The 19,801-nt window shown below is 61.0% G+C and carries 23 protein-coding genes; 7 read left to right on the forward strand and 16 right to left on the reverse strand.

Features of this window, described 5'->3' with window-relative positions:
- Positions 1 to 111: 111 nt before the first annotated feature.
- A complete protein-coding gene (locus tag ASE60_RS33705) occupies positions 112 to 276 on the reverse strand; it encodes a DUF1328 domain-containing protein (protein WP_065372751.1) in 165 nt (54 codons plus the stop codon).
- Positions 277 to 502: 226 nt separating this feature from the next.
- Here ASE60_RS33705 and ASE60_RS13205 point away from each other — a divergent pair, with 226 nt between their 5' ends.
- Complete coding sequence (locus ASE60_RS13205; RefSeq protein ID WP_057250939.1) at positions 503 to 700, forward strand: hypothetical protein; 198 nt, start codon at positions 503 to 505, stop codon at positions 698 to 700.
- A 130-nt stretch (positions 701 to 830) separates the two neighbouring features.
- On the opposite strand, the gene ASE60_RS13210 is transcribed toward ASE60_RS13205, so the two are convergent.
- Together ASE60_RS13210 and ASE60_RS13215 are read right to left on the reverse strand one after the other, a co-directional pair.
- Complete coding sequence (locus ASE60_RS13210; protein WP_057250941.1) at positions 831 to 1,028, reverse strand: CsbD family protein; 198 nt, start codon at positions 1,026 to 1,028, stop codon at positions 831 to 833.
- A gap of 48 nt (positions 1,029 to 1,076) precedes the next feature.
- On the reverse strand, positions 1,077 to 1,400 hold the full coding sequence (locus ASE60_RS13215; RefSeq protein WP_057250943.1) for a hypothetical protein: 324 nt from the start codon (positions 1,398 to 1,400) through the stop codon (positions 1,077 to 1,079).
- A gap of 461 nt (positions 1,401 to 1,861) precedes the next feature.
- Between ASE60_RS13215 and ASE60_RS13220 the strand changes: the two genes are divergently transcribed.
- Entirely contained in the window at positions 1,862 to 2,110 is a 249-nt protein-coding gene (locus ASE60_RS13220; protein ID WP_034800856.1) for a glycine zipper domain-containing protein, read from the forward strand.
- A 60-nt stretch (positions 2,111 to 2,170) separates the two neighbouring features.
- Here the strand turns inward: ASE60_RS13220 and ASE60_RS13225 are convergent, their stop codons facing one another.
- Positions 2,171 to 2,326, reverse strand: a complete 156-nt coding sequence (locus ASE60_RS13225; protein WP_244495600.1) for a NepR family anti-sigma factor — start codon at positions 2,324 to 2,326, stop codon at positions 2,171 to 2,173.
- A gap of 234 nt (positions 2,327 to 2,560) precedes the next feature.
- Here ASE60_RS13225 and ASE60_RS13230 point away from each other — a divergent pair, with 234 nt between their 5' ends.
- Positions 2,561 to 3,358 carry a response regulator gene (locus ASE60_RS13230; protein ID WP_057250945.1) on the forward strand — a complete coding sequence of 266 codons (798 nt, stop codon included), beginning with the start codon at positions 2,561 to 2,563 and terminating at the stop codon, positions 3,356 to 3,358.
- 10 nt (positions 3,359 to 3,368) lie between these two features.
- On the opposite strand, the gene ASE60_RS13235 is transcribed toward ASE60_RS13230, so the two are convergent.
- The 8 genes from ASE60_RS13235 to ASE60_RS13265 form a co-directional block, all read right to left on the reverse strand.
- Complete coding sequence (locus ASE60_RS13235) at positions 3,369 to 4,535, reverse strand: AI-2E family transporter (protein WP_057250948.1); 1,167 nt, start codon at positions 4,533 to 4,535, stop codon at positions 3,369 to 3,371.
- Positions 4,536 to 4,654: 119 nt separating this feature from the next.
- On the reverse strand, positions 4,655 to 4,825 hold the full coding sequence (locus ASE60_RS35175; protein ID WP_093231984.1) for a hypothetical protein: 171 nt from the start codon (positions 4,823 to 4,825) through the stop codon (positions 4,655 to 4,657).
- A 176-nt stretch (positions 4,826 to 5,001) separates the two neighbouring features.
- A complete protein-coding gene (locus ASE60_RS13240; RefSeq protein ID WP_057250950.1) occupies positions 5,002 to 5,346 on the reverse strand; it encodes a RidA family protein in 345 nt (114 codons plus the stop codon).
- Between the two features lie 179 nt (positions 5,347 to 5,525).
- A complete protein-coding gene (locus ASE60_RS13245; RefSeq protein WP_057250951.1) occupies positions 5,526 to 6,356 on the reverse strand; it encodes a dipeptide ABC transporter ATP-binding protein in 831 nt (276 codons plus the stop codon).
- A complete protein-coding gene (locus tag ASE60_RS13250; RefSeq protein WP_082615831.1) occupies positions 6,353 to 7,195 on the reverse strand; it encodes an ABC transporter ATP-binding protein in 843 nt (280 codons plus the stop codon). Before ASE60_RS13250 ends, ASE60_RS13245 begins: the two co-directional genes overlap by 4 nt.
- Before the next feature lie 2 nt (positions 7,196 to 7,197).
- Positions 7,198 to 8,106 carry an ABC transporter permease subunit gene (locus tag ASE60_RS13255; protein ID WP_057250954.1) on the reverse strand — a complete coding sequence of 303 codons (909 nt, stop codon included), beginning with the start codon at positions 8,104 to 8,106 and terminating at the stop codon, positions 7,198 to 7,200.
- Between the two features lie 10 nt (positions 8,107 to 8,116).
- Positions 8,117 to 9,121 carry an ABC transporter permease subunit gene (locus ASE60_RS13260; RefSeq protein ID WP_057250955.1) on the reverse strand — a complete coding sequence of 335 codons (1,005 nt, stop codon included), beginning with the start codon at positions 9,119 to 9,121 and terminating at the stop codon, positions 8,117 to 8,119.
- A 203-nt stretch (positions 9,122 to 9,324) separates the two neighbouring features.
- Positions 9,325 to 10,920, reverse strand: coding sequence for an ABC transporter substrate-binding protein (locus ASE60_RS13265; RefSeq protein WP_057250957.1), 1,596 nt, complete (start codon positions 10,918 to 10,920; stop codon positions 9,325 to 9,327).
- Positions 10,921 to 11,569: 649 nt separating this feature from the next.
- Between ASE60_RS13265 and ASE60_RS13270 the strand changes: the two genes are divergently transcribed.
- The gene (locus tag ASE60_RS13270; protein ID WP_057250959.1) at positions 11,570 to 12,283 is read left to right on the forward strand and encodes a helix-turn-helix transcriptional regulator; all 714 of its coding nucleotides are present in this window, start codon (positions 11,570 to 11,572) and stop codon (positions 12,281 to 12,283) included.
- A 73-nt stretch (positions 12,284 to 12,356) separates the two neighbouring features.
- A complete protein-coding gene (locus ASE60_RS13275) occupies positions 12,357 to 12,746 on the forward strand; it encodes a response regulator (protein ID WP_057250960.1) in 390 nt (129 codons plus the stop codon).
- Between the two features lie 134 nt (positions 12,747 to 12,880).
- On the opposite strand, the gene rirA is transcribed toward ASE60_RS13275, so the two are convergent.
- Positions 12,881 to 13,345 (reverse strand): iron-responsive transcriptional regulator RirA, encoded by a 465-nt coding sequence (rirA, locus tag ASE60_RS13280; protein ID WP_057251106.1) that lies wholly within the window; start codon positions 13,343 to 13,345, stop codon positions 12,881 to 12,883.
- Between the two features lie 194 nt (positions 13,346 to 13,539).
- Between rirA and ASE60_RS13285 the strand changes: the two genes are divergently transcribed.
- Positions 13,540 to 14,580, forward strand: a complete 1,041-nt coding sequence (locus ASE60_RS13285; protein ID WP_082615834.1) for a Fe(3+) ABC transporter substrate-binding protein — start codon at positions 13,540 to 13,542, stop codon at positions 14,578 to 14,580.
- A gap of 83 nt (positions 14,581 to 14,663) precedes the next feature.
- Here the strand turns inward: ASE60_RS13285 and ASE60_RS13290 are convergent, their stop codons facing one another.
- The 3 genes from ASE60_RS13290 to ASE60_RS13300 form a co-directional block, all read right to left on the reverse strand.
- Positions 14,664 to 15,719, reverse strand: a complete 1,056-nt coding sequence (locus ASE60_RS13290) for a M48 family metallopeptidase (protein WP_057250964.1) — start codon at positions 15,717 to 15,719, stop codon at positions 14,664 to 14,666.
- Positions 15,709 to 16,791, reverse strand: coding sequence for a YjgN family protein (locus ASE60_RS13295; protein WP_057251107.1), 1,083 nt, complete (start codon positions 16,789 to 16,791; stop codon positions 15,709 to 15,711). Before ASE60_RS13295 ends, ASE60_RS13290 begins: the two co-directional genes overlap by 11 nt.
- A gap of 346 nt (positions 16,792 to 17,137) precedes the next feature.
- A complete protein-coding gene (locus ASE60_RS13300; RefSeq protein WP_057250967.1) occupies positions 17,138 to 18,634 on the reverse strand; it encodes a CoA-acylating methylmalonate-semialdehyde dehydrogenase in 1,497 nt (498 codons plus the stop codon).
- A 127-nt stretch (positions 18,635 to 18,761) separates the two neighbouring features.
- On the opposite strand from ASE60_RS13300, the gene ASE60_RS13305 reads away from it, so the two are divergent.
- Positions 18,762 to 19,643: a LysR family transcriptional regulator gene (locus tag ASE60_RS13305; RefSeq protein ID WP_057250969.1), complete on the forward strand. Its 882-nt coding sequence runs from the start codon at positions 18,762 to 18,764 to the stop codon at positions 19,641 to 19,643.
- Positions 19,644 to 19,801: the final 158 nt, after the last annotated feature.

Here is a 19,801-nt window from a genome sequence, read left to right on the forward strand (position 1 = left end):
GCGGGCCTGCAAGGGCAAGCAAGGCGAGCCGACGGAGCGGACCTGCGGATGCAAGAAGGGCGACGTTGCCGCCGCCCATGTCCAACTACCTTGCGTTTGCGACCGCTCCCGTCAGCCTCGACGCACCAGGCCCGCGACCAGCGAAATCACCAGGAAGACGAGGAAGAGGAAGAAAAGGACCTGCGCGATACCCGCCGAGGTACCCGCAACGCCACCGAAACCAAGTACACCCGCTATGATTGCCACAACGAGGAAGACAAGCGCATAGTATAACATAGCAATTCTCCTTGCCAGGATTACTGCAAAGCAAACGCCACAACTATCACTTTGTTCCAAATATCTTATGAAATGCGCTCTGAGAAAATCTTCATTCCCACGGACATTAACCATTCATTTACCATGATAGACAAAAGAGTCCCAAATCGAGACGGTTTGTACCGGAAATGCCCGGAACATTCGAGATACTCTGACGTTCCTCCTCCATGGAATATGCAGGGTCGAAATGAAGATGCCGATAGCACATATCTGGAAAACGGCGGTTGCAGCGGGTCGGGAGAGAAAAGATCTCCAGGCTGGCAATCTTCACATCGGTAAGACGATGCGCGATCTTTACGTCAATAGCAGCGAAGATCAGAGTGCGAAACTCGAACATCTTCTCGAAGAACTTCGCCGGCGCGAACGGATGGCACAGAAGAAATAACCAAGCTTCCGCAAGACAATTGAAAAGCCGCCGCGGCCAGGGCCGGGCGGTTTTTCTTATGTCATCGCCTGTCTTCTTCTGTTTGCAACTTTACGCGCCTCTGGTTGCCGAGCTTGTGTCGACCCTTTTCCTAGCGCCGTGACATCCACTCGTCGATCTGACGCTCCGCCTCGTCGCGTGCGACCCCGTAGCGGGCCTGAATACGCCCCGCAAGCTCCTGCCGACGACCATCGATGACGTCGAGATCGTCGTTGGTGAGCTTGCCCCATTGCGCCTGCACCTTGCCTTTCAGTTCATGCCATTTGCCTTCGACGATATCCCAATTCATTGCTTTGCCTTTCGGTTTGATGGGCCGCCACACGCGCGGCCCGTGAACTCAGTTGCGGGTCTTCGCATGGCTGTCGTGGCGCGCGGCAACCGTGTAACTGCCATCATCGACCTGCACCTTGACCTGCAAGCGGCCCGCAGGAGTGACGTGCCATTCGATGGTCGCGTCCTCGACAAGCAGAGCCGGGTCAACCTCGGCGCAGGCACCATAGGCGTGCTTGAAGGCCCCGGCGGTCGCCTTGATCGCCGGCGAAAGCAGTTCGCGGCATTCGTCTACGGTTTCGAACGCCTCGGTCGGCGCCGGCACCTCGCGGCAGGCGTCCGTGGCCTGCATGCAGCCGACCAGGACCATGATGGCAGCTATGTGTTCCATGGGCATGCTCCCCAACGTCAAACTTGAGAACGGCAAACGGGGACGACTGCCCTCCTGTTCCACCGGACGAGATCTAATTTTTGTTGGAACCTTTGCCCACGTAGCGCGTTCGCCGCGCCCATGCCTCGCGCTTCAGATGCGCATGGACGCCGTTCCGGCAGCCGTCGCTGCCGGCGAGAGATGCTATGCCGGACCGGCGGCTATGGAACAAAACGCAGCAGTCGTCGTTTTCGCAACGATAACAAGTGCTGCGACTGCGGCCGAGCGATGGAGGAGATGCTGGGAGGCAAGGACACACCACACGTAGCTCGCCCATTGCGAGCAAGTCAAAGCTGGCCAATGACGCGGCACCGGGTGCGACAGATGCCTCATTGTCGTCATTCTGTTCGTCATCAGTCCCGACAAATCAATTTCAAGTAACCGATTCTATGTTCAACAGAGCAACCGGATAGGAACGCGTCATGAAGAAGATACTGATCGTAGCAAGCCTCATTCTCCCGCTGGCCGCCTGCACGCAAACAGAAAAGGGTGCGGCAATCGGCGCAACCGGTGGCGCCATTGTCGGCGGCGCAGCAACGGGCAATGTCAGAGGTGCTGCCGTGGGCGCAGCGATCGGCGGCGTTGCCGGTGCACTCATCGGGAATGCCAACGAACCGGGCCGCTGCATCTATCGCGACCGCTACGGCCGCCGCTATGAGGCCGCCTGCTGATCGGCACGAACAATGGAGAAACGGGCCTTGGCCCGTTTCTTCCGTTAAGGCGGGTTAGGCTCAAGGCCCGCGCTCAGCCGCCGCCGCTTCCGCTTTCTCCAGCTTTTCAAGCAGATCGACGAAGAGCTCAGGAACCGGCTCCTGTTCCAGCGCTTGATAGAGCGCCTTCAATCTGGCGCCGATCAGCCCGTGGGCATCCGAATTTTCCGCGGCCACACCCGGTCCTCCGCCCCGCCCTTCCCCACTTTCGGTCCCGTCGTCCATGTTCCGCATCTACCGCCGCTTGCGGCCTTTCCGTTGTTTTCCAACCATCCGCACAGAAGACCGCCTGGCGAGTGTGCCGGATTTGCTCTAGGCCGAAAAACGTGTTCAAAACCATTCACGTATTCCGCCAGATGTCCCCTATCCTCAGAAAACAAACGAATCGTATTGCACCTAAGGAAGTCGTTGATGTCCCTTTCGACCCGGATCGCGCCACACCTGCCCTTCCTGCGCCGCTACGCCCGCGCCGTCACCGGTTCGCAGGCCGCGGGTGACGGATATGTGGCCGCCGTTCTCGAAGCCCTCATCGAAGACATCGGCCTCTTCCCGGATACGTCGAACGATCGAATCAGCCTCTACAAGCTATTCTGCTCGCAGTTCGAGAAGATTTCGATTGATCGGACGGAAAACGCCTCGCCCTTTGCCTGGGAACAACAGGCGGCCGCGAACCTGTCGCTGATCGCGCCTGCGCCGCGCCAAGCCTTCCTGCTCGTCTCGGTCGAAGGCTTCTCGATCGCCGATGCGGCGGAGATCATGGGTCTGAGCCAAGGCGAATTTTCGAAGCTCTTGACGGTTGCCTCGGAAGACATCTCACGCCAGGTCGCAACCGATGTGCTGATCATCGAGGACGAGCCGCTGATCGCGCTCGACATCGAAGACATGGTGACAAGCCTCGGCCACAGGGTCACGGGCATCGCCCGCACCCATACGGAGGCGCTGGATCTCTATCGCAAGACATCCCCGAGGATGGTGCTCGCCGACATCCAGCTCGCCGATGGCAGCTCGGGCATCGATGCCGTCAACGAAATCCTCACGCAGGCGACGGTGCCGGTGATCTTCATCACCGCCTTCCCCGAGCGACTGCTCACTGGCAAGCGGCCGGAACCGGCCTTCCTCGTGACCAAGCCGTTCAATCCGGACATGGTGAAGGCTCTGATCAGCCAGGCGTTGTTCTTCGACGAGCACGCCCGCTCGGCTCGGCGCTGATCTTTCCCCTTCAGCCAGGCAGTTGCCGTTCCGGCGGCTGCTCACGGATTTCTTCGACGATTGCAAGGACGATGAGAGAAAGCGGCAGCGCCAGCATGGCGCCGACCGCGCCCCACATCCAGGTCCAGAAGACGATCGCAATGAACACCAGAAACGGATTCACCTCGAGTTCACTGCCGAGGATGGCCGGAATGGCGAGATTTTCCATGGCCAGGTGAACGACGAAGAAAGCCACGGCCGGCGCCAGCGCCAGCCACAGCACCTCGTGCGTCATCAGCCCGCCGACGACAAGGCTCAGCGTCATCACCGTCACGCCGAGATAGGGAATGAAGCTTGAGACAAAAGCAAACAGGCCCCAGAGCGGCGGCATGGCGAGGCCACCGACGAGTGCGATGACCATCGTCACAGTTCCGAGTGCCAGATAGATCAGGCTGGCGATGGAGAAGTACCGCGCCAGTGCATCTTCAATGGCATTCATGATGCGGATGGCGCTGAGGCGCTGCTCGCGGCCGGCAAAGGCGAGAATGATGGCTTTGCGCAGTTCCAGCCGGCCAAGCAGAAACAAACCGAGCGCTGCGAGAAAGATCAAAGTCTGTACGAGGGCCGGTGTCAGTCCCCCGACGGTGGCAGCGAGCATCGGGCCGGCGTTCTTCATAACGGTATCGGCAATCGCATCGTTCCCTACGCTCCGCGCGACCGCCAGCCGCAACCACTCAAACCGGTCGACAAAGGGCATGATGCGCGCCACGACGCCCTCGGCAAGCTTCGGCGCTTCGGAGGCGAGTGCCGTCAGCGGGCCGAGCAATGCGTTGACGAGGAAGGACAGACCGATCACGAAAATCATCGCCAGCAGCAGGCCGCCGAAGATCGGCGGCAAACCATAGCGCGCCAGTGCGTCAGCCGTGCGCCCGAGAACGATACCGACAACGATCGCGAGCGTGATGGGCAGCAGGATCGTCTCCATGGTGTAGATGGCAGCGGACCCGGCAATGACGAAGAGGCCGACGATGCTCCAGGCAACCATCAGATCGATACCGTCACGCCGCGGCGCGGTCGACGGCGCCGCCGTCGCAACGGCCGCCTCCTCTTCGACAATGCGTCTTGCGCGCTTGTACTCGTGTGAAGCACCGGCTCGCCGCAAGGTTTCCAAGATCACGCCTCGCTGTCCCTCAGGCATGCCTCGCTGTCCTTCAGGCACGGACGCGCGACTGCCGTCCGGTCTTGCGGGCAGGACATCGAACTGCCCAGCCGCAGGCTTCGCCTCAGATTGCGGCACGCCGCCTGGATCGCGCTCGATCAATGACGTTCCGGTGGAAAGATATGCAGGGTCAGCGAGAGCAGACCGAGGCCGAGAATGATGACGAGCAAGGTGTTAGCGACACCCGCAGCGGTGTCCGGAATGAGACCGAAAGCGATCAGGACGCCCGCGAAAAGAAGGACACAGACCCGTGGTAGCCAATAGAGCATAGACAGTCCTCCCAAAGGTTGGCCCGGTTTTTTGGCCAGATTCTTGGTTCGGACGATAACGTGCGGGCTCGCCAATTGGTTCCCTGCGCGACCCAAGCGGCGCCACGAAAAACGCCGCCGGACAGGAGGTCCGACGGCGCTGAAAGCGTGATGCGGAAAAGCCCGTACCGCAGGGCTTAGGCGGCAGCGACGACGATGACCTCGACGAGGTATTCCGGGGTCGCAAGCTTGGCTTCGCCGGTAGCGCGCGCGGGGGTATGGCCCTGCGGAGCCCAGGCATCCCAGACGGAGTTCATCTTCGGGAAATCGGCCATGTCGGCAAGCCAGATGGTGGCCGAGAGGATGCGGGTCTTGTCGGTGCCGGCGAGCGCCAGAAGACGGTCGACTTCGGCAAGCGCCTGCTTCGTCTGCGTCACGACATCGTCACCGGCGTTACCGACCTGGCCGGCGAGGTAAACGGTGTTGTTGTAGACCACGGCCTGGCTCATACGGGGGCCGGTTTCGAAACGCTTGATTTCCATGATCGTGTTCCTGAGGTTGGGCCGAACGGTCGTCCGGCCGAAAAGCGGCTGCCCGCCGCCCAGAGGCGAGAAGTGAAGGCGGCGCGACACCTCTACACCATCGTGTCTTGATGTCAAAGAAGCCGGGCAGTGGCTGCCCGGCTTCTCTTGTTTCCTCGGCGAAAATCAGCGGTGATGGATCAGGCCGCCTGCTTCTTCTTCGCCAATCGTGCCTTGATGCTCTCCACGTCCGCACGCGGCGTCGCGGCAAACAGCGTCCTGGTATAGCTGTGTTTCGGATCGGCGAAGACCTCGTCACGGCTGCCATATTCGACGGCTTCGCCGAAATACATCACCATGACGTCGTCGGCGATGTAACGCACGACCGAGAGGTCATGGCTGATGAAGACGTAGGTCAGCTTGAGCTCGTCCTGCAGATCGGCGAGCAGGTTCAAGACCTGTGCCTGAACCGAAAGGTCGAGCGCCGATACCGGCTCGTCGAGCACCAGCAGCTTCGGGTTCAGCATCAGCGCGCGCGCAATGGCGATACGCTGGCGCTGGCCACCGGAGAACATGTGCGGGTAGCGGTTGAAGTGCAGGTCGGTGAGACCGACCTTCTTCAACATCGTCATCGCCCGATCGCGACGCTCGTCGGCGGGCGTATCGGTATTGATGACCAGCGGCTCCATCAGGATGTCGCCGATCTTCTGACGCGGGTTGAGCGAGCCGTAAGGGTTCTGGAAGACGATCTGCACCTTGCGGCGCATCTCCGGCGTCATGTCGCCCTTGGCGATGTCGATCTTCTTGCCTTCGATCAACAGCTCGCCCGAGGTCGCCGGGTCGATCAGAGTGAGGATGCGGCCAAGCGTGGACTTGCCGCAGCCGCTCTCGCCGACGATCGCCAGCGTCTTGCCCTGTTCGACGCTGAAGCTCACGCCCTTCAAGGCATGAACGGTCTTTGCCTTCTTTATAAGGCCGCCGGGGATATGGTAGTCGCGCACCAGGTTGCGCGCTTCAAGGATCACGCTCATTGGGCCGCTCCTTCATCGACGAAGAGTTCGGAGATCGTCGGCAGACGATCGCCGGTCGCGTTGTCCGGCAAAGCCGCCAGAAGTGCGCGGGTATAGTTGCTCTTCGGATTTTCGAAGAGCGTCAGCACGTCGGCCTCTTCCATCTTGCGGCCCTTGTACTGCACGACCACCCGGTCGGCGGTCTCCGCGACCACGCCCATGTTGTGCGTGATCATGATCAGGCCCATCTTGTGCTCGGCCTGCAGCTTCATCAGCAGGTCGAGGATCTGCTTCTGGATCGTCACGTCGAGCGCGGTGGTCGGCTCGTCGGCGATCAGAAGCTTCGGGTTGCAGGCGATCGCGATCGCGATCATCACACGCTGGCACTGGCCGCCCGACATCTGATGCGGGAAGTGACCGAGCCGCTCGGCCGGATCGGGAATGCCGACCGCCTCGAACAGTTCGATGGCGCGCTTGCGGCGGCCGGCCTTGTCGAGACCCATGTGGATGCGCAGCACTTCCTCGATCTGGAAGCCGACGGTGAAGCACGGGTTGAGGCTGGCGATCGGCTCCTGGAAGATCATGGCAATATCCTTGCCGATGATCTTGCGTCGCTCGTTCGCCGACATGCCCAAGAGGTCGCGGCCGTTGAAGGTGAGCTTGTCGGCCGTGACCTTCGCCGTCCAGGGCAGAAGTCCCATGGCGGCCAGCATCGACACGGACTTGCCCGAGCCGCTCTCGCCGACGATCGCCAGAACCTCGCGTTCGTGGACCTTCATGGAGACGCCGTTGACGGCGCGGAAGGGACCGGCGGCCGTCTGGAATTCGACGACCAGGTTTTCGATTTCGAGAAGCGCCATGATCAGGACCTCTTCAGCTTGGGATCGAGAGCATCGCGCAGGCCGTCACCCATCAGGTTGATTGCCAGCACCGTGATCAGGATCGCGATACCCGGAAGCGTGACCACCCACCAGTGGCTGCTGATGAACTCGCGGGCTTCGGCGAGCATCGTGCCCCATTCCGGTGTCGGCGGTTGGGCGCCCATGCCGAGAAAGCCGAGGGCCGCAGCGTCGAGAATGGCGCTCGAGAAGGAGAGCGTCGCCTGGACGATCAGCGGCGCCATGCAGTTGGGCAGGATCGTCTTGAACATCAGGCGACCATGACCGGCACCGGCCACCTTGGCGGCGACGACATAGTCGCGGGTCTTTTCGCTCATGACGGCCGCGCGCGTCAGGCGCACGAAGTGCGGCTGGAAGACGAGCGCGATCGCGATCATGGCGTTGACGAGGCCCGGTCCGAGAACAGCCACAAGCACCAGGGCGAGCAGCAGCGACGGGAAGGCGAGGATGATGTCCATCACGCGCATGATGACGGTATCGACCCAGCCGCGGAAGTAGCCGGCGATGACGCCGAGAGCGATGCCCCCAACCAGCGACAGCGTCGTCACGATGACGCCGACGAACAGCGAGAAGCGCGTGCCGTAGATCAGACGGGACAGCATGTCGCGGCCGACGGCGTCGGTACCGAGCAGGTAGCCGGCGCGGCCGCCCTCCTGCCAGACCGGCGGAACCAGAACCGCATCACGGTACTGCGCCACCGGATCATGGGGCGCGATCCACGGCGCAAAGACCGCCAGCAGAACGAGGAGCAGGAAGAACACGAGGCCGATGACGGCGCCGCGGTTCTCGGAGAAATAATACCAGAACTCGGCCAGTCGCGCCCGGCGGGACGGATCGGTCGAAACGGCGCTTGTTGCAGCAGCTTGAGACATGACGCCCTCCTTAGTGCCGGATACGCGGATTGATCAGACCGTAGAGCAGGTCGACGATGAGATTGACCACCATGATCACCGCAGCGATGACCAGCAGGCCCCCCTGGATGACGGCGTAGTCACGACGCGACACCGAATCCACCATCCACTTGCCGATACCCGGCCACGAGAAGATCGTCTCCGTCAGGATCGCGCCGGCGAGCATGACGCCCACCTGCAGACCGATGGTGGTAACCACCGGAATCAACGCGTTGCGCAGCGCATGGACGCCAACGACGCGGAAGGTCGAAAGACCCTTGGCGCGCGCCGTGCGGACGTAATCTTCAGAGAGGACTTCAAGCATCGCCGAGCGCGTCTGGCGCGCGATGACCGCAAGCGGAATGGTGCCAAGCACGATCGTCGGCAGGATCAGGTGGCTGACCGCCGACTTGAAGGCGCCGGCCTGGCCGGACAGCAGCGAGTCGATCAGCATGAAACCGGTAACCGGCGGGAAGAAGTACATCAGCGAGATACGGCCCGAGACCGGCGTCCACTGCAGCATGCCGGAGACCAGCATGATGAGCAGCAGGCCCCACCAGAAGATCGGCATGGAGAAGCCGACGAGTGCGGTGCCCATCATCGCCTGGTCGATGGCCGAGCCGCGCTTGATCGCCGCAATCACGCCGGCCGGAATGCCGAGGATGATCGCAAACAGGATCGCGCAGAGCGAAAGCTCGACGGTCGCCGGGAACAGCTCGAAGAACTGGTCGATGACCGGCTTCTTGGTCACGATCGAAGTACCGAAATCCCCGTGGAGCACGCCCCAGAGATAGTCGAGGTACTGGACCACGATCGGTCGGTCGAAACCGAGCGCATGTGAAATTTCAGCATGCCGCTCCGGCGACATGACGCGCTCGCCCGAAAGCAGCGCCACCGGATCGCCCGGAAGCAGGCGAATGAAGGAGAAGGCGATGATGGAGACCCCGACGAAGGTCGGTATCAGGACAGCCAATCGCCCCAAGAGAAATCGGAACATGTTAAACCCCGCGCCATGTTGCCGCGGCATTGTATCCCGCCGCTGGCACCACTGCATGCTTTCCCACTTAACGGCGAAGCATACAGCAAGTCGAAATGCCACAGCGACCTTTTGCGCTCCAGGAGGAACTCGGGTCGCTATAGTGGATGCAAAGAGGGGCGCTTGCCCTTGGCAAACGCCCCCTTAAGGATCAGTTAACTAAATTACTCGGTGATGTCCACGCCGTCGAAGGCAAAATCGCCGAGCGGGCTCTGAACGAAGCCCTCGACATTCTTGCGCATCGGCACGACGGAGAGCGAGTGGTCGATCGTCGCCCACGGCGCCTCGCGCTTGAAGACGGCCTGGGCCTCTTCGTAGAGCTTGGTGCGCTCGGCGATATCCGAGGTTTCCTTCGCCTTCTTCACGAGGGTGTCGAATTCCTGGTTGCACCACTGCGCACGGTTGTTGCCGCCGACAGCATTGCAGCCGAGAAGCGTGTCGAGGAAGTTGTCCGGGTCGCCGTTGTCGCCGGTCCAGCCGAGGATGACGGCACCGTCACGATCCTTCGCCTTGGACTTGTCGAGGTATTCGGCCCATTCGTAAGAGACGATCTCGACCTTGACGCCGACCTTGGCGAAGTCCGACTGCATCAGTTCAGCTGCGCGGCGAGCGTTCAGCATGTACGGACGCGAAACCGGCATTGCCCAGAGCTTCATCGACAGGTCCTTGACGCCTGCGTCCTCGAGCATCTTCTTGGCTGCTTCCGGCTCGTAGGTGTCGTCTTCAAGCTTGTCGTTGTAGGACCACATCGTCGGCGGGATCGGGTTGACGGCCGGCTGGGCAGCGCCCTGGAAGACGGCGTCGACGATTGCCTGCTTGTTGATCGCCTTGTTCAGCGCCTTGCGCACTTCCGGCTTGTCGAACGGAGCCTGGGTCGTGTTGTAGGCGAGGTAGGCGACGTTGAGGCCGGCCTGTTCCATGACCTTCAGGTTCGGGTCAGCCTTCATCTTTTCGACGTCGGCAGCGTTCGGATACGGCATCAGGTGGCATTCGCCGGCCTGGAGCTTCTGGAAGCGAACCGAAGCGTCGGTGGTGATTGCGAAGACAAGGTCGTCGATCTTCTGCTTGCCGCCCCAGTAGTCCGGGTTCGCCTTGTAGCGGATGACAGCATCCTGCTGGTACGCGACGAAGGCGAACGGACCGGTGCCGAGCGGCATCTGGTTCATCTGCTCCATCTTGCCGTCAGCCTGCAGCTTGTCGGCATATTCCTTCGACAGGATCGAAGCGAACGGCATCGCGATATTGGCGAGGAACGGAGCTTCCTTGCGCGTCAGGGTGAACTTGACGGTCAGGTCGTCAACCTTTTCGACCGACTTGATGACTTCCGGGAAGCCCATGCCGGCTGCGTATTCCCACGAAGCGCCGGTGATGTACTTGTTCCACGGATTGTCGGCCTTCAGCTGGCGCTCGTAGGAGAACACCACGTCGTCGGCGGTCAGCTCGCGGGTCGGCGTGAAGAACTCGGTCGTCTGGAACTTGACGCCCGGACGCAGCTTGAACGTGTATACGAGACCGTCGTCGGAAATCGTCCAGCTCTCGGCAAGGCCCGGCTCGACTTCGGTCGTGCCCTTCTTGAACTCGAGCAGGCGGTTGTAGACCGTGTGTGCCGCCGCGTCGAACGTCGTGCCGGCGGTATACAGGCCCGGGTCAAAACCCTCAGGCGAACCTTCCGAGCAATAGACGAACGTCTTCGACCAGGCAGAGCCGGCCATCAGCGTGGCAAGCGCCGTCGCTGCAAACAGAGTAGTGAGCTTTTTCATGAGCTTTGCTTCCCAGATTTGTTTTTGTTCTCGTGTTTTCCTGACGCGGAATGCCGTTGCCCCCCGGTCAAGGCCGGATGGAACGACATTTGGCGTCGCATTGCAATAAGTCGCCGCATAAATTTGTCTATGCGAAAAATTCGCCCGCAGGTAGAGCCGGGATCTCTGTCCACTGTTTTAGAATCGACTGACGAATCAATGCAGCGCGACACCTTCGAACCAAGGCTTCCCGGCTGTTTCCGCAGGGTTTACAACGTGCCTTGTTCGTCCCTCCACCGGGGCTAGTCTCGCCCCGGATGCCCGCCTTTATTCTAGCGCGAACGGCGGGCCTGCGGAATACACGATCATCCGCCTCACGAGAGTGAGATTCGGTACCGACAGGTTTCCGTCAATCCCAAGATACTATGGTAGAAATCACCAACAGGATTGTGCAATAGAATGTATACAAAACTCGGGGGAGACAATCGACGTGCCCAGACGTCCTTGGGAGGGACCGGCAGCCGCCTTTTACAGTTTGCCGTCTTTCGGCAGGTTTGCCGAGGGACGGGCATGATGCTTGCTGCCAGCAATGCCGGCGCCGATCTTTGCCGGTTGATCGCTCCGGCGCGCCGGATAGACTGCCGCGCGACGACAAGGGGATAGCCATTCCGTGGCGGCTTTGCTGGAAAATCACAGGCGATACGATCTTCGCGACGAACTTGAGAAAGCGCTGAACCGCGTAGACTTCTTCCGCATCTTCCACACGATGGCGCTCAGGTTCGGCTTCAGCCATTTCGGCATTCTTCAGCTCGGCAACGAGAACGACGCGTGCATGCTGTCCACCCGCCTGGTGCTGCATGATCTTCCCTCCGGGCTTGCCGAGGAATACGACAAGCGCCACCGCTTCGGTGACTCCCTCTTCTACAAGACGCTGCACCGGTCGGCGATTTCCTCCGTCTGGCGGACGGACGACCCGGGCTGCGACACCAGCCAGAATTTGCTCGTGCAGCTCGGTTTCGAGCTGCTGCTCAGCGTGCCCGTGCATGCGGCTGCCACCGGCGCGCGCTACGCCGTTCTCTTTCTCGGTGATGGCGATGACATCGGCCGCACCGAGCATGTCGAAGTCGCCTATGACGCGGTCTCAGCCTTCGACTACTTCTATCGCATCGCGCTGGCCAACAAGACCGGCATGGGCCTAACGCCGCGGGAGACCGAAATTCTCAAGTGGATCTCGCACGGGAAGACGGCAAGCGAGATCGCTCTCATCGTTTCCGTGTCGGAGCACACCGTGAATTCCCACACCGCAACGATCCTGAAGAAGCTTGATGTCGTCAACCGCACCCAGATGGTGGCGAAGGCGATCCGAGAACAGATCATCCAGTGACAGCCGATGCGTGGTATCCCACTACACCACGCCCAACGAACAGGACGCCTGCAAATCAGCAAGGGTATCGGTCATGACGCGAAAAGCTCACATCCTGCTCGTTGACGACGATCCGACTGAAAACCTGATCCTGCGCGCCTTGATCCGCAAGGTGAGCAATATCGAGATCGAGCTGCATTACTGCCAGACGATGGAGGGCGCGCTGGAGTTCCTGCGCTCGGGCAAGCCGGTGTCGATGATCCTCCTGGACAACCGACTTCAGCCGCAGCGCGATTTCCGCGAGACCGTGCCGGCGCTTCGGCACCAGGGTTACATCGGGCCGATCGGGGTGATTTCGGCGTCGCTCGCCGATCCCTACTTTCAGAATCTGGAGGAGTATGGTGCCGACTTCCGCATCGACAAGGCGGAAATCGACCCGACCGCGATCGATTTCATATTGCGGGAATATCTGCCGCAGGGGTGAACCCAGCGAAGCTCCGCTACAGCGCCGCGCGTTCTATCAGACGCGCAAAGGTCGCTGTAGCACTTTGATTTGCTGCATATCTTTGTCCTTAAAACGAGGTCGATTTAAGGTGACATGCAGTAGGCCCTGGATCGTCAGGCAGCCGTGGTCTGCGGACGCTTCGTTTCTTCGAGACCGAGCAGGAAGTTGATCTGGGGACGCGCCTTGACGAGGTCGTCGATCGTGTAGCCCTGAAGCACCTCAAAGAAGGCGTTGAGCGCCTTGCGGAGCGCCGAATTGAGGCCACAGCTATCGACGAGCGGACAGTCGATCTCGCCGGCCTCGAAGCATTCCGCCATGGCGAAGCTGTCTTCCGTTACCTTGACGACATCGAACAGGGTGATGGCGGATGCGGGCTTCGGCAGGCGCACGCCGCCATTGCGGCCGCGGACGGTCTCGACAAGGCCGGCCTTGGTCAGCGGCTGCAGGATCTTGAAGAGAAACAACTCGGAAACGCCATAGGCCCTGGCGATTTCGGGAATGCGGCTGAGCTTTTCTCCGTTGGCGGCGCAGTACATCAACATGCGAACCGCGTAGTTCGTTTGTTTCGTCAGACGCATCATTCACTCCGGCATTCGAGAGGTTCACGAGTTCATCATATAGGACGGATCGTAGTTTGGAACAATTCCAAAAAGCTCGAAAATTCACTTCTTGTTGAGTGTTAACCGTTTCCCGATTGACTGTTCTGGGCGCTGAGGTCAAGAAAGATGAGCATTTTTGTTAACTTAGCTCAAACAAGAAAATGGAGGAAGCGATGTCCGTTTCAAGAGCAGCGATGGGCGTTTTGTCCCTGACGGCAACCCTGCTTACAACGAGCGCCGCCTGGGCCGACGGTGAGGTCAATATCTATTCCTACCGGCAGCCCGATCTGATCAAGCCGCTGCTCGACGCCTTCACCAAGGAAACCGGCATCACCACCAACGTGCTCTTCCTCGACAAGGGCCTCGTCGAGCGCATCCAGGCCGAAGGCGCCAACTCGCCGGCCGACGTGATCCTGACGGTCGACATCAGCCGCCTGACCGAAGCCAAGGACGCAGGCGTCACCCAGCCGGTCGTCAACGAGACGATCAGCAAGGACATCCCGGCACATTTCCGCGATCCTGACGGCAACTGGTTCGGCCTCACCACGCGCGGCCGCGTCGTCTACGCTTCCAAGGACCGCGTCGCCCAGGACGACATCACCTATGAAGAACTTGCCGATCCGAAGTGGAAGGGCAAGATCTGCACCCGCGACGGCCAGCACTCCTACAACATCGGCCTGTTCGCCTCGATGATCGCCCACCATGGCGAAGCCGAAACCGAGAAGTGGCTGACGGGCCTCAAGAACAATCTCGCCAAAAAGCCCGACGGCGGCGACCGCGACCAGGCCAAAGCGATTCTCGCCGGCGAATGCGACCTCGCACTCGGCAACACCTACTATGTCGGTCTGATGCTGACCAACGAGAAGGAGCCGGAACAGAAGGATTGGGCTGCCGCCATCAAGGTGCTCTTCCCGAACGCCAAGGACCGCGGCACGCACGTCAACATCTCGGGCATGGCACTCGCCAAGAACGCCCCGAACAAGGACAACGCGCTGAAGCTGATGGAATTCCTGTCGGAAGGCGAAGCCCAGAAGATCTACGCCGAGCAGGTCTACGAATATCCGGTTCTTCCGGGCGCCGAGCCGTCAGACGTCGTGAAGTCCTTCGGCACGATCAAGCCGGACGAATTGCCTCTCGCCGACATCGCCGCCAACCGCAAGAAGGCATCGGAACTGGTCGACAAGGTCGGCTACAACGACGGCCCGCAGGACTGATCGCGAACCGAACTCGCGTTACGGACAGCGGGCCTCGGCCCGCTGTTTTCGTTTCAGGTCGCTGGACGGCAAGAACCGCAGGCTCATTGGGCCCCGGCACGCAACTGGGCAGCATAGTCGAGGATTGCCTTGCGACGCTCGGGCGTGCCGGGATGGGTCGACAGGATGCTGGTGTCGCCGTGGTCATCGAGCTTGTCTTCGAGCAGATCAAAGAAGCGGGCGATCGCCGTCGAATCCCTGCCGGCCTTCTGCATCAACTCGACCGAGTGCCTGTCCGCAGCACTTTCCGCGCCGCGTGAGTAGGACAACGTCAAAAGACCGGCGCCCTGTACCAGAATGTCTTCAGCACCGGACCCGATGTCGCCGCCGATCATCATGATCAGCCCGGCGACGCCGGCGGCACGGTAGATCTGCCGCAGGCTATGCTCGAGCTCGACGTGACCGATCTCGTGCGCCAGCACACCGATGATCATTTCGGTATCGTCGCCGGCAAGCTCGATCAGCTCATCGGTGACAATCAGCGTGCCGTCGGGTAGCGCGAAGGCATTCGGGCCGATGGTGCCACCCTTGCGGAAGTTGAGCCTATATCCGCCCTCGCCGCGATCGGACTGGCGCGCGATCGCGTTGAACCCGTCACGGATCTTGTTCTGCCGCTCAGCTGAAAGCGCCGACGTGTCGAGCAGCGTTCGATCCATTGTTTCCAAGGTGCTTGCCGACATGATCTTCGGCACGATCGGCGGCGTCACCAGCACGGCGACTTCGACGAGCGCCGGCACGGCATAACGATAGATGGCCACGCCGCAGAGCACGGTCGCCAAAACGACCGCGATCAGGCGCGGGTGGAAACGCTCCCACTCGTGGACGAGACTGGTTTTTCCCTTCCGTTTGAGGAAGCGATCCATGGCGTCGTTGTCGGTCGTCTCGAACAGCGAACCGTCGGGAAACTCGACACGACGCGGAATGGCGCCGACACGCGCGGAAATGTCGACGGCGGCAAGCACGCCGCCTGCAAGTTCGACACCGTCCTCACCCAAGGCTTTGACGCCGCCGCCATCTTCGATCAGCCGCGAGGGCACCGACCGGCTGGAACCGGCGGGATGCCACTCGCCAACAGCAATCTCTGTGACGCTAGAAGCCAAAGTCGAAGCCTTCGAAATCCATGAACTCCGAACCAACGGCCGAACCTTCCTGGGCGATCTTGTCGAACATCTCGCCGACATTACCTTCGAAATGTACACCCGTATGTTCATTGACATAGCGCGTCATGCGCACCGCAGCCCAGGGACGCATCAGGCCCAGTGTGAGGAGGGTGACGATCACGTTGGTGATCGTGATCCAGGCGTAACGGCCCCGCGACAGATCGCTCGTCAGCTGATGCTTGCCGTCGAAGGTCGTTGCCGACCAGGCGACGTTGCGAACGCCAGCACGATAGAACAGCGTCGCGACCCCGAAGATCGAGAAGAACGCGAGGTAGCCGATGACGAACAACGCAATCATCGAAACCTGCAATTCCGGGGTGGCCACATAGGAACCGTCGAACAGCGTCATGATCACGGCCAGGTTGAGGAAACCGATAAAGGCGATGATCAGCAGGCCGGCAACGATGATGGCCGCCGACAGGAACCAGGACTTGTAGATCGCACCGACCGAAGGATCGGTCGTAAATGCCCTTTGTCCGTAACGCAGGTTGCTGCCGATGTAGCGGTAGGACCAGCGGCTGGCGAGCGGCACCAGGATTCCGAGCGTCAGAACCGAGATGACCGGACCGACAATAAAGGCGAGGAACGCACCGCCGACGCCGCCGACGAAATCGAACCGCACATTGCGATAGCTGGTGACGCGGGCGCTGAAACGCAGGCCCCTGACGACCAGCCACGGCACGAAGACCACCAGCAGCAGCGCAAGGATGATGCCGGCGATCGGCACGAAGGTCAGCATGACGTTGTAGAAAATCAGGTAGGCGAACACGATCACCCGGCCGATCAGGATCTGCTTGCCCTTCGCATGATATTCGAAGGCGCGCCCGAGCAGCACAGTATTGCCATAGAAATAGCGGTTGCGGCGGACTTTTGCCCAGGCGGAATAGATGCCGAGCGTGATGATCGTCAGCAGCACGTTGACGATCCAGATGCCAAAATACTCTTTTCCGCTACCGCTGAACGACAGGCGGTGGAAATTGTCCGGTACCCTCTGCGTCGACGTCCCTTGCATCGACGCCGTTTCGGCCACGACCATGATAAAACCTCTCTCAATGAAAATCAGCTTGCGGCGGCCCGCTAACAGACAGGCGCCGCGTTGCGACAGGATGACGTCATTTGTGAACCCAGCGAACCGTGGCTATCCCCCCGGATGAGCCTTCCATGCAAAAGAACGATCGAAATGCCTGCAATATTCGACCGAGGCGCGAATCAATTTTCAGCGCCTCGGGGATATCAAATTAGTTGCAGCGCAGCATGGCATGCAACAGGAAAGGAGCTCCCGAGGGAGGTCCCCGGCGCGCAACAAAAAAGGGCCTCCCGAAGGAGGCCCTGGAGGCGGGAGGATCTTTGTCCCGTCGTTACTTCATCGTCGGCATGACGAACTCGGCACCATCCTTGATGCCCGAGGGCCAGCGCTCGGTGATGGTCTTCGTGCGGGTCCAGAACTTGATCGAGTCCGGGCCATGCTGGTTCAGGTCGCCGAAGGACGAGGACTTCCAGCCGCCAAAGGAGTGGTAGGCGAGCGGAACCGGGATCGGGACGTTGACGCCAACCATGCCGATGTTGATGCGCGAGGCGAAGTCGCGGGCCGCATCGCCGTCACGGGTGTAGATCGCGACGCCGTTGCCATATTCGTGCTTCATCGGCAGGTCGAGGGCTTCCTCGTAGTTCTTGGCGCGAACGACCGAGAGAACCGGTCCGAAGATTTCCGTCTTGTAGATGTCCATGTCCGGGGTGACATGGTCGAACAGGCAGCCGCCGATGAAGTGGCCGTTTTCATAGCCCTGCAGCTTGAAGTCGCGGCCGTCGACCACGAGCTCAGCACCCTGCTCGACACCGCTGTCGATCAGGCTTCTGATGCGCTGCTCGGCTTCCTTGGTGACGACCGGACCCATGTCGGCCTTTTCGTCGGTGTAGGGACCGATGCGCAGGCTTTCGACCATCGGGGTCAGCTTCTGGATCAGGCGGTTGGCGGTTTCTTCACCGACCGGGACGGCAACCGAGATCGCCATGCAGCGCTCGCCGGCCGAGCCGTAGCCGGCGCCCATCAGCGCATTGGCGGCCTGGTCGAGATCGGCGTCGGGCATGATGATCATATGGTTCTTGGCGCCGCCGAAGCACTGGGCGCGCTTGCCGTTCATCGCTGCCGTGCCATAGACGTAGCGGGCAATCGGGGTCGAGCCGACGAAGGTAACGGCGGCAATATCCGGATGGGTGAGGATCGCGTCGACGGCGCCCTTGTCGCCGTTGACGACGTTGAGGATACCTGCCGGCAGGCCGGCTTCAATCATCAGTTCTGCGAGGCGCATCGGAACGGACGGGTCACGCTCGGACGGCTTCAGGATGAAGGCGTTGCCGCAGGCGATCGCCGGGGCGAACATCCACATCGGGATCATCGCCGGGAAGTTGAACGGCGTGATGCCGGCGCCGATGCCGACGGCCTGGCGGATCGAATACATGTCGATGCCGGGGCCTGCACCTTCGGTAAATTCGCTCTTCTGCAGATGCGGAATGCCGATGACGAATTCGCAGACTTCGAGGCCGCGGACGAGGTCACCCTTGGCGTCTTCGACGGTCTTGCCGTGTTCGCGCGAGAGGATCTCGGCGAGTTCGTTCATATGCGTGTTCAGGAGCTCGACGAACTTCATGAAGACGCGGGCACGGCGCTGCGGGTTGGTGGCCGCCCATTTCGGCTGCGCCGCCTTGGCGCTTTCGACCGCTGCCGCAAGCTCCGCGTCGCTTGCGAGCGCCACCGTGCCCTGCACTTCGCCGGTTGCCGGGTTGAAGATGTTGGCAACGCGACCGCTCTTGCCGGCGACGCGCTTGCCATCGATGAAATGACCGAGTTCGTACATGGTTGGTTCCTCCAGACCTTGATTGTGGCGGCATGATCGCACTACGATTTCAACAAAGCAATTTCCGATATTCAGCAACCGTTGTGCAAAAACTAAAGTCCATGGTGTTGAGACGAGGTATCTGCCTATGAATTGGGACGATGTGAGAATGTTTCTAGCCGTGGCGCGCACCGGGCAGATCCTGGCGGCATCGAAGCGGCTGGGCGTCAACCATGCCACGCTCAGCCGCCGGGTGACGGCGCTTGAGGAAACCTTGAAGACCCGGCTGCTGGTGCGCCGGCCGAATGGCTGCGAGCTGACCGCCGAAGGGGAAATCTTCCTGACGGCAGCCGAGCGGATGGAGACGGAGATGCTGGCGGCGCAATCGCAGATCGGCCGGATCGACACGGCAATCGCCGGCACGGTGCGCATCGGCGCGCCCGACGGCTTCGGCGTCTCGTTCCTGGCGCCGCGCCTCGGGCGCCTGACGGCCCGCTATCCGGAGCTGAAGCTGCAACTGGTGCCGGTGCCGCGTTCCTTTTCGCTGTCGCAGCGCGAGGCCGATATCGCAATCACCATCGAGCGACCGGAACAGGGCCGCCTCGTCTCCTCGAAGCTTACGGATTACACGCTCGGTCTTTACGCCTCATCGGACTACCTGGAAAAACACGGGACGCCGCAGACGATCGACGATCTGAGGGAACATCGCCGCATCGGCTATGTCGAGGACCTGATCTTCACGCCATCTCTGAATTTCTCCGCCGAGATCATGCGAAGCTGGGACGCCTCGTTCGAGATCTCCAGCGCCACCGGCCAGACGGAAGCCGTGCGCTCCAGCGCCGGCATCGGCATCCTGCACAACTATATCGCCCGCCACACGCCGGAGCTCAAACGCATCCTGCCGGAAACGACGATCCGCCGCGCCTATTGGACCACCTATCACGAAAGCGCCCGGGACCTCGTGCGCGTGCGCACGGTGGTGGCCTTCCTGCAGGAACTGGTGACAGCGGAACATCAGATCTTCGTCTGAGACCGGACCGGGCCAGGATGCACGAGAGACGGCGCGTCCGCGGGGCGCACGAGCACGATCAACGGGAGCGGCGCACCGAGGCGCTTCAAACGAGAAAGAGAAGAAATAAGGAGAATGGTACGGTTGCCAGAAGCCGTTTTTTTGTCCCACATTTTTCG

The organism is Ensifer sp. Root278 (assembly GCF_001429285.1).
GTDB lineage: Bacteria > Pseudomonadota > Alphaproteobacteria > Rhizobiales > Rhizobiaceae > Ensifer.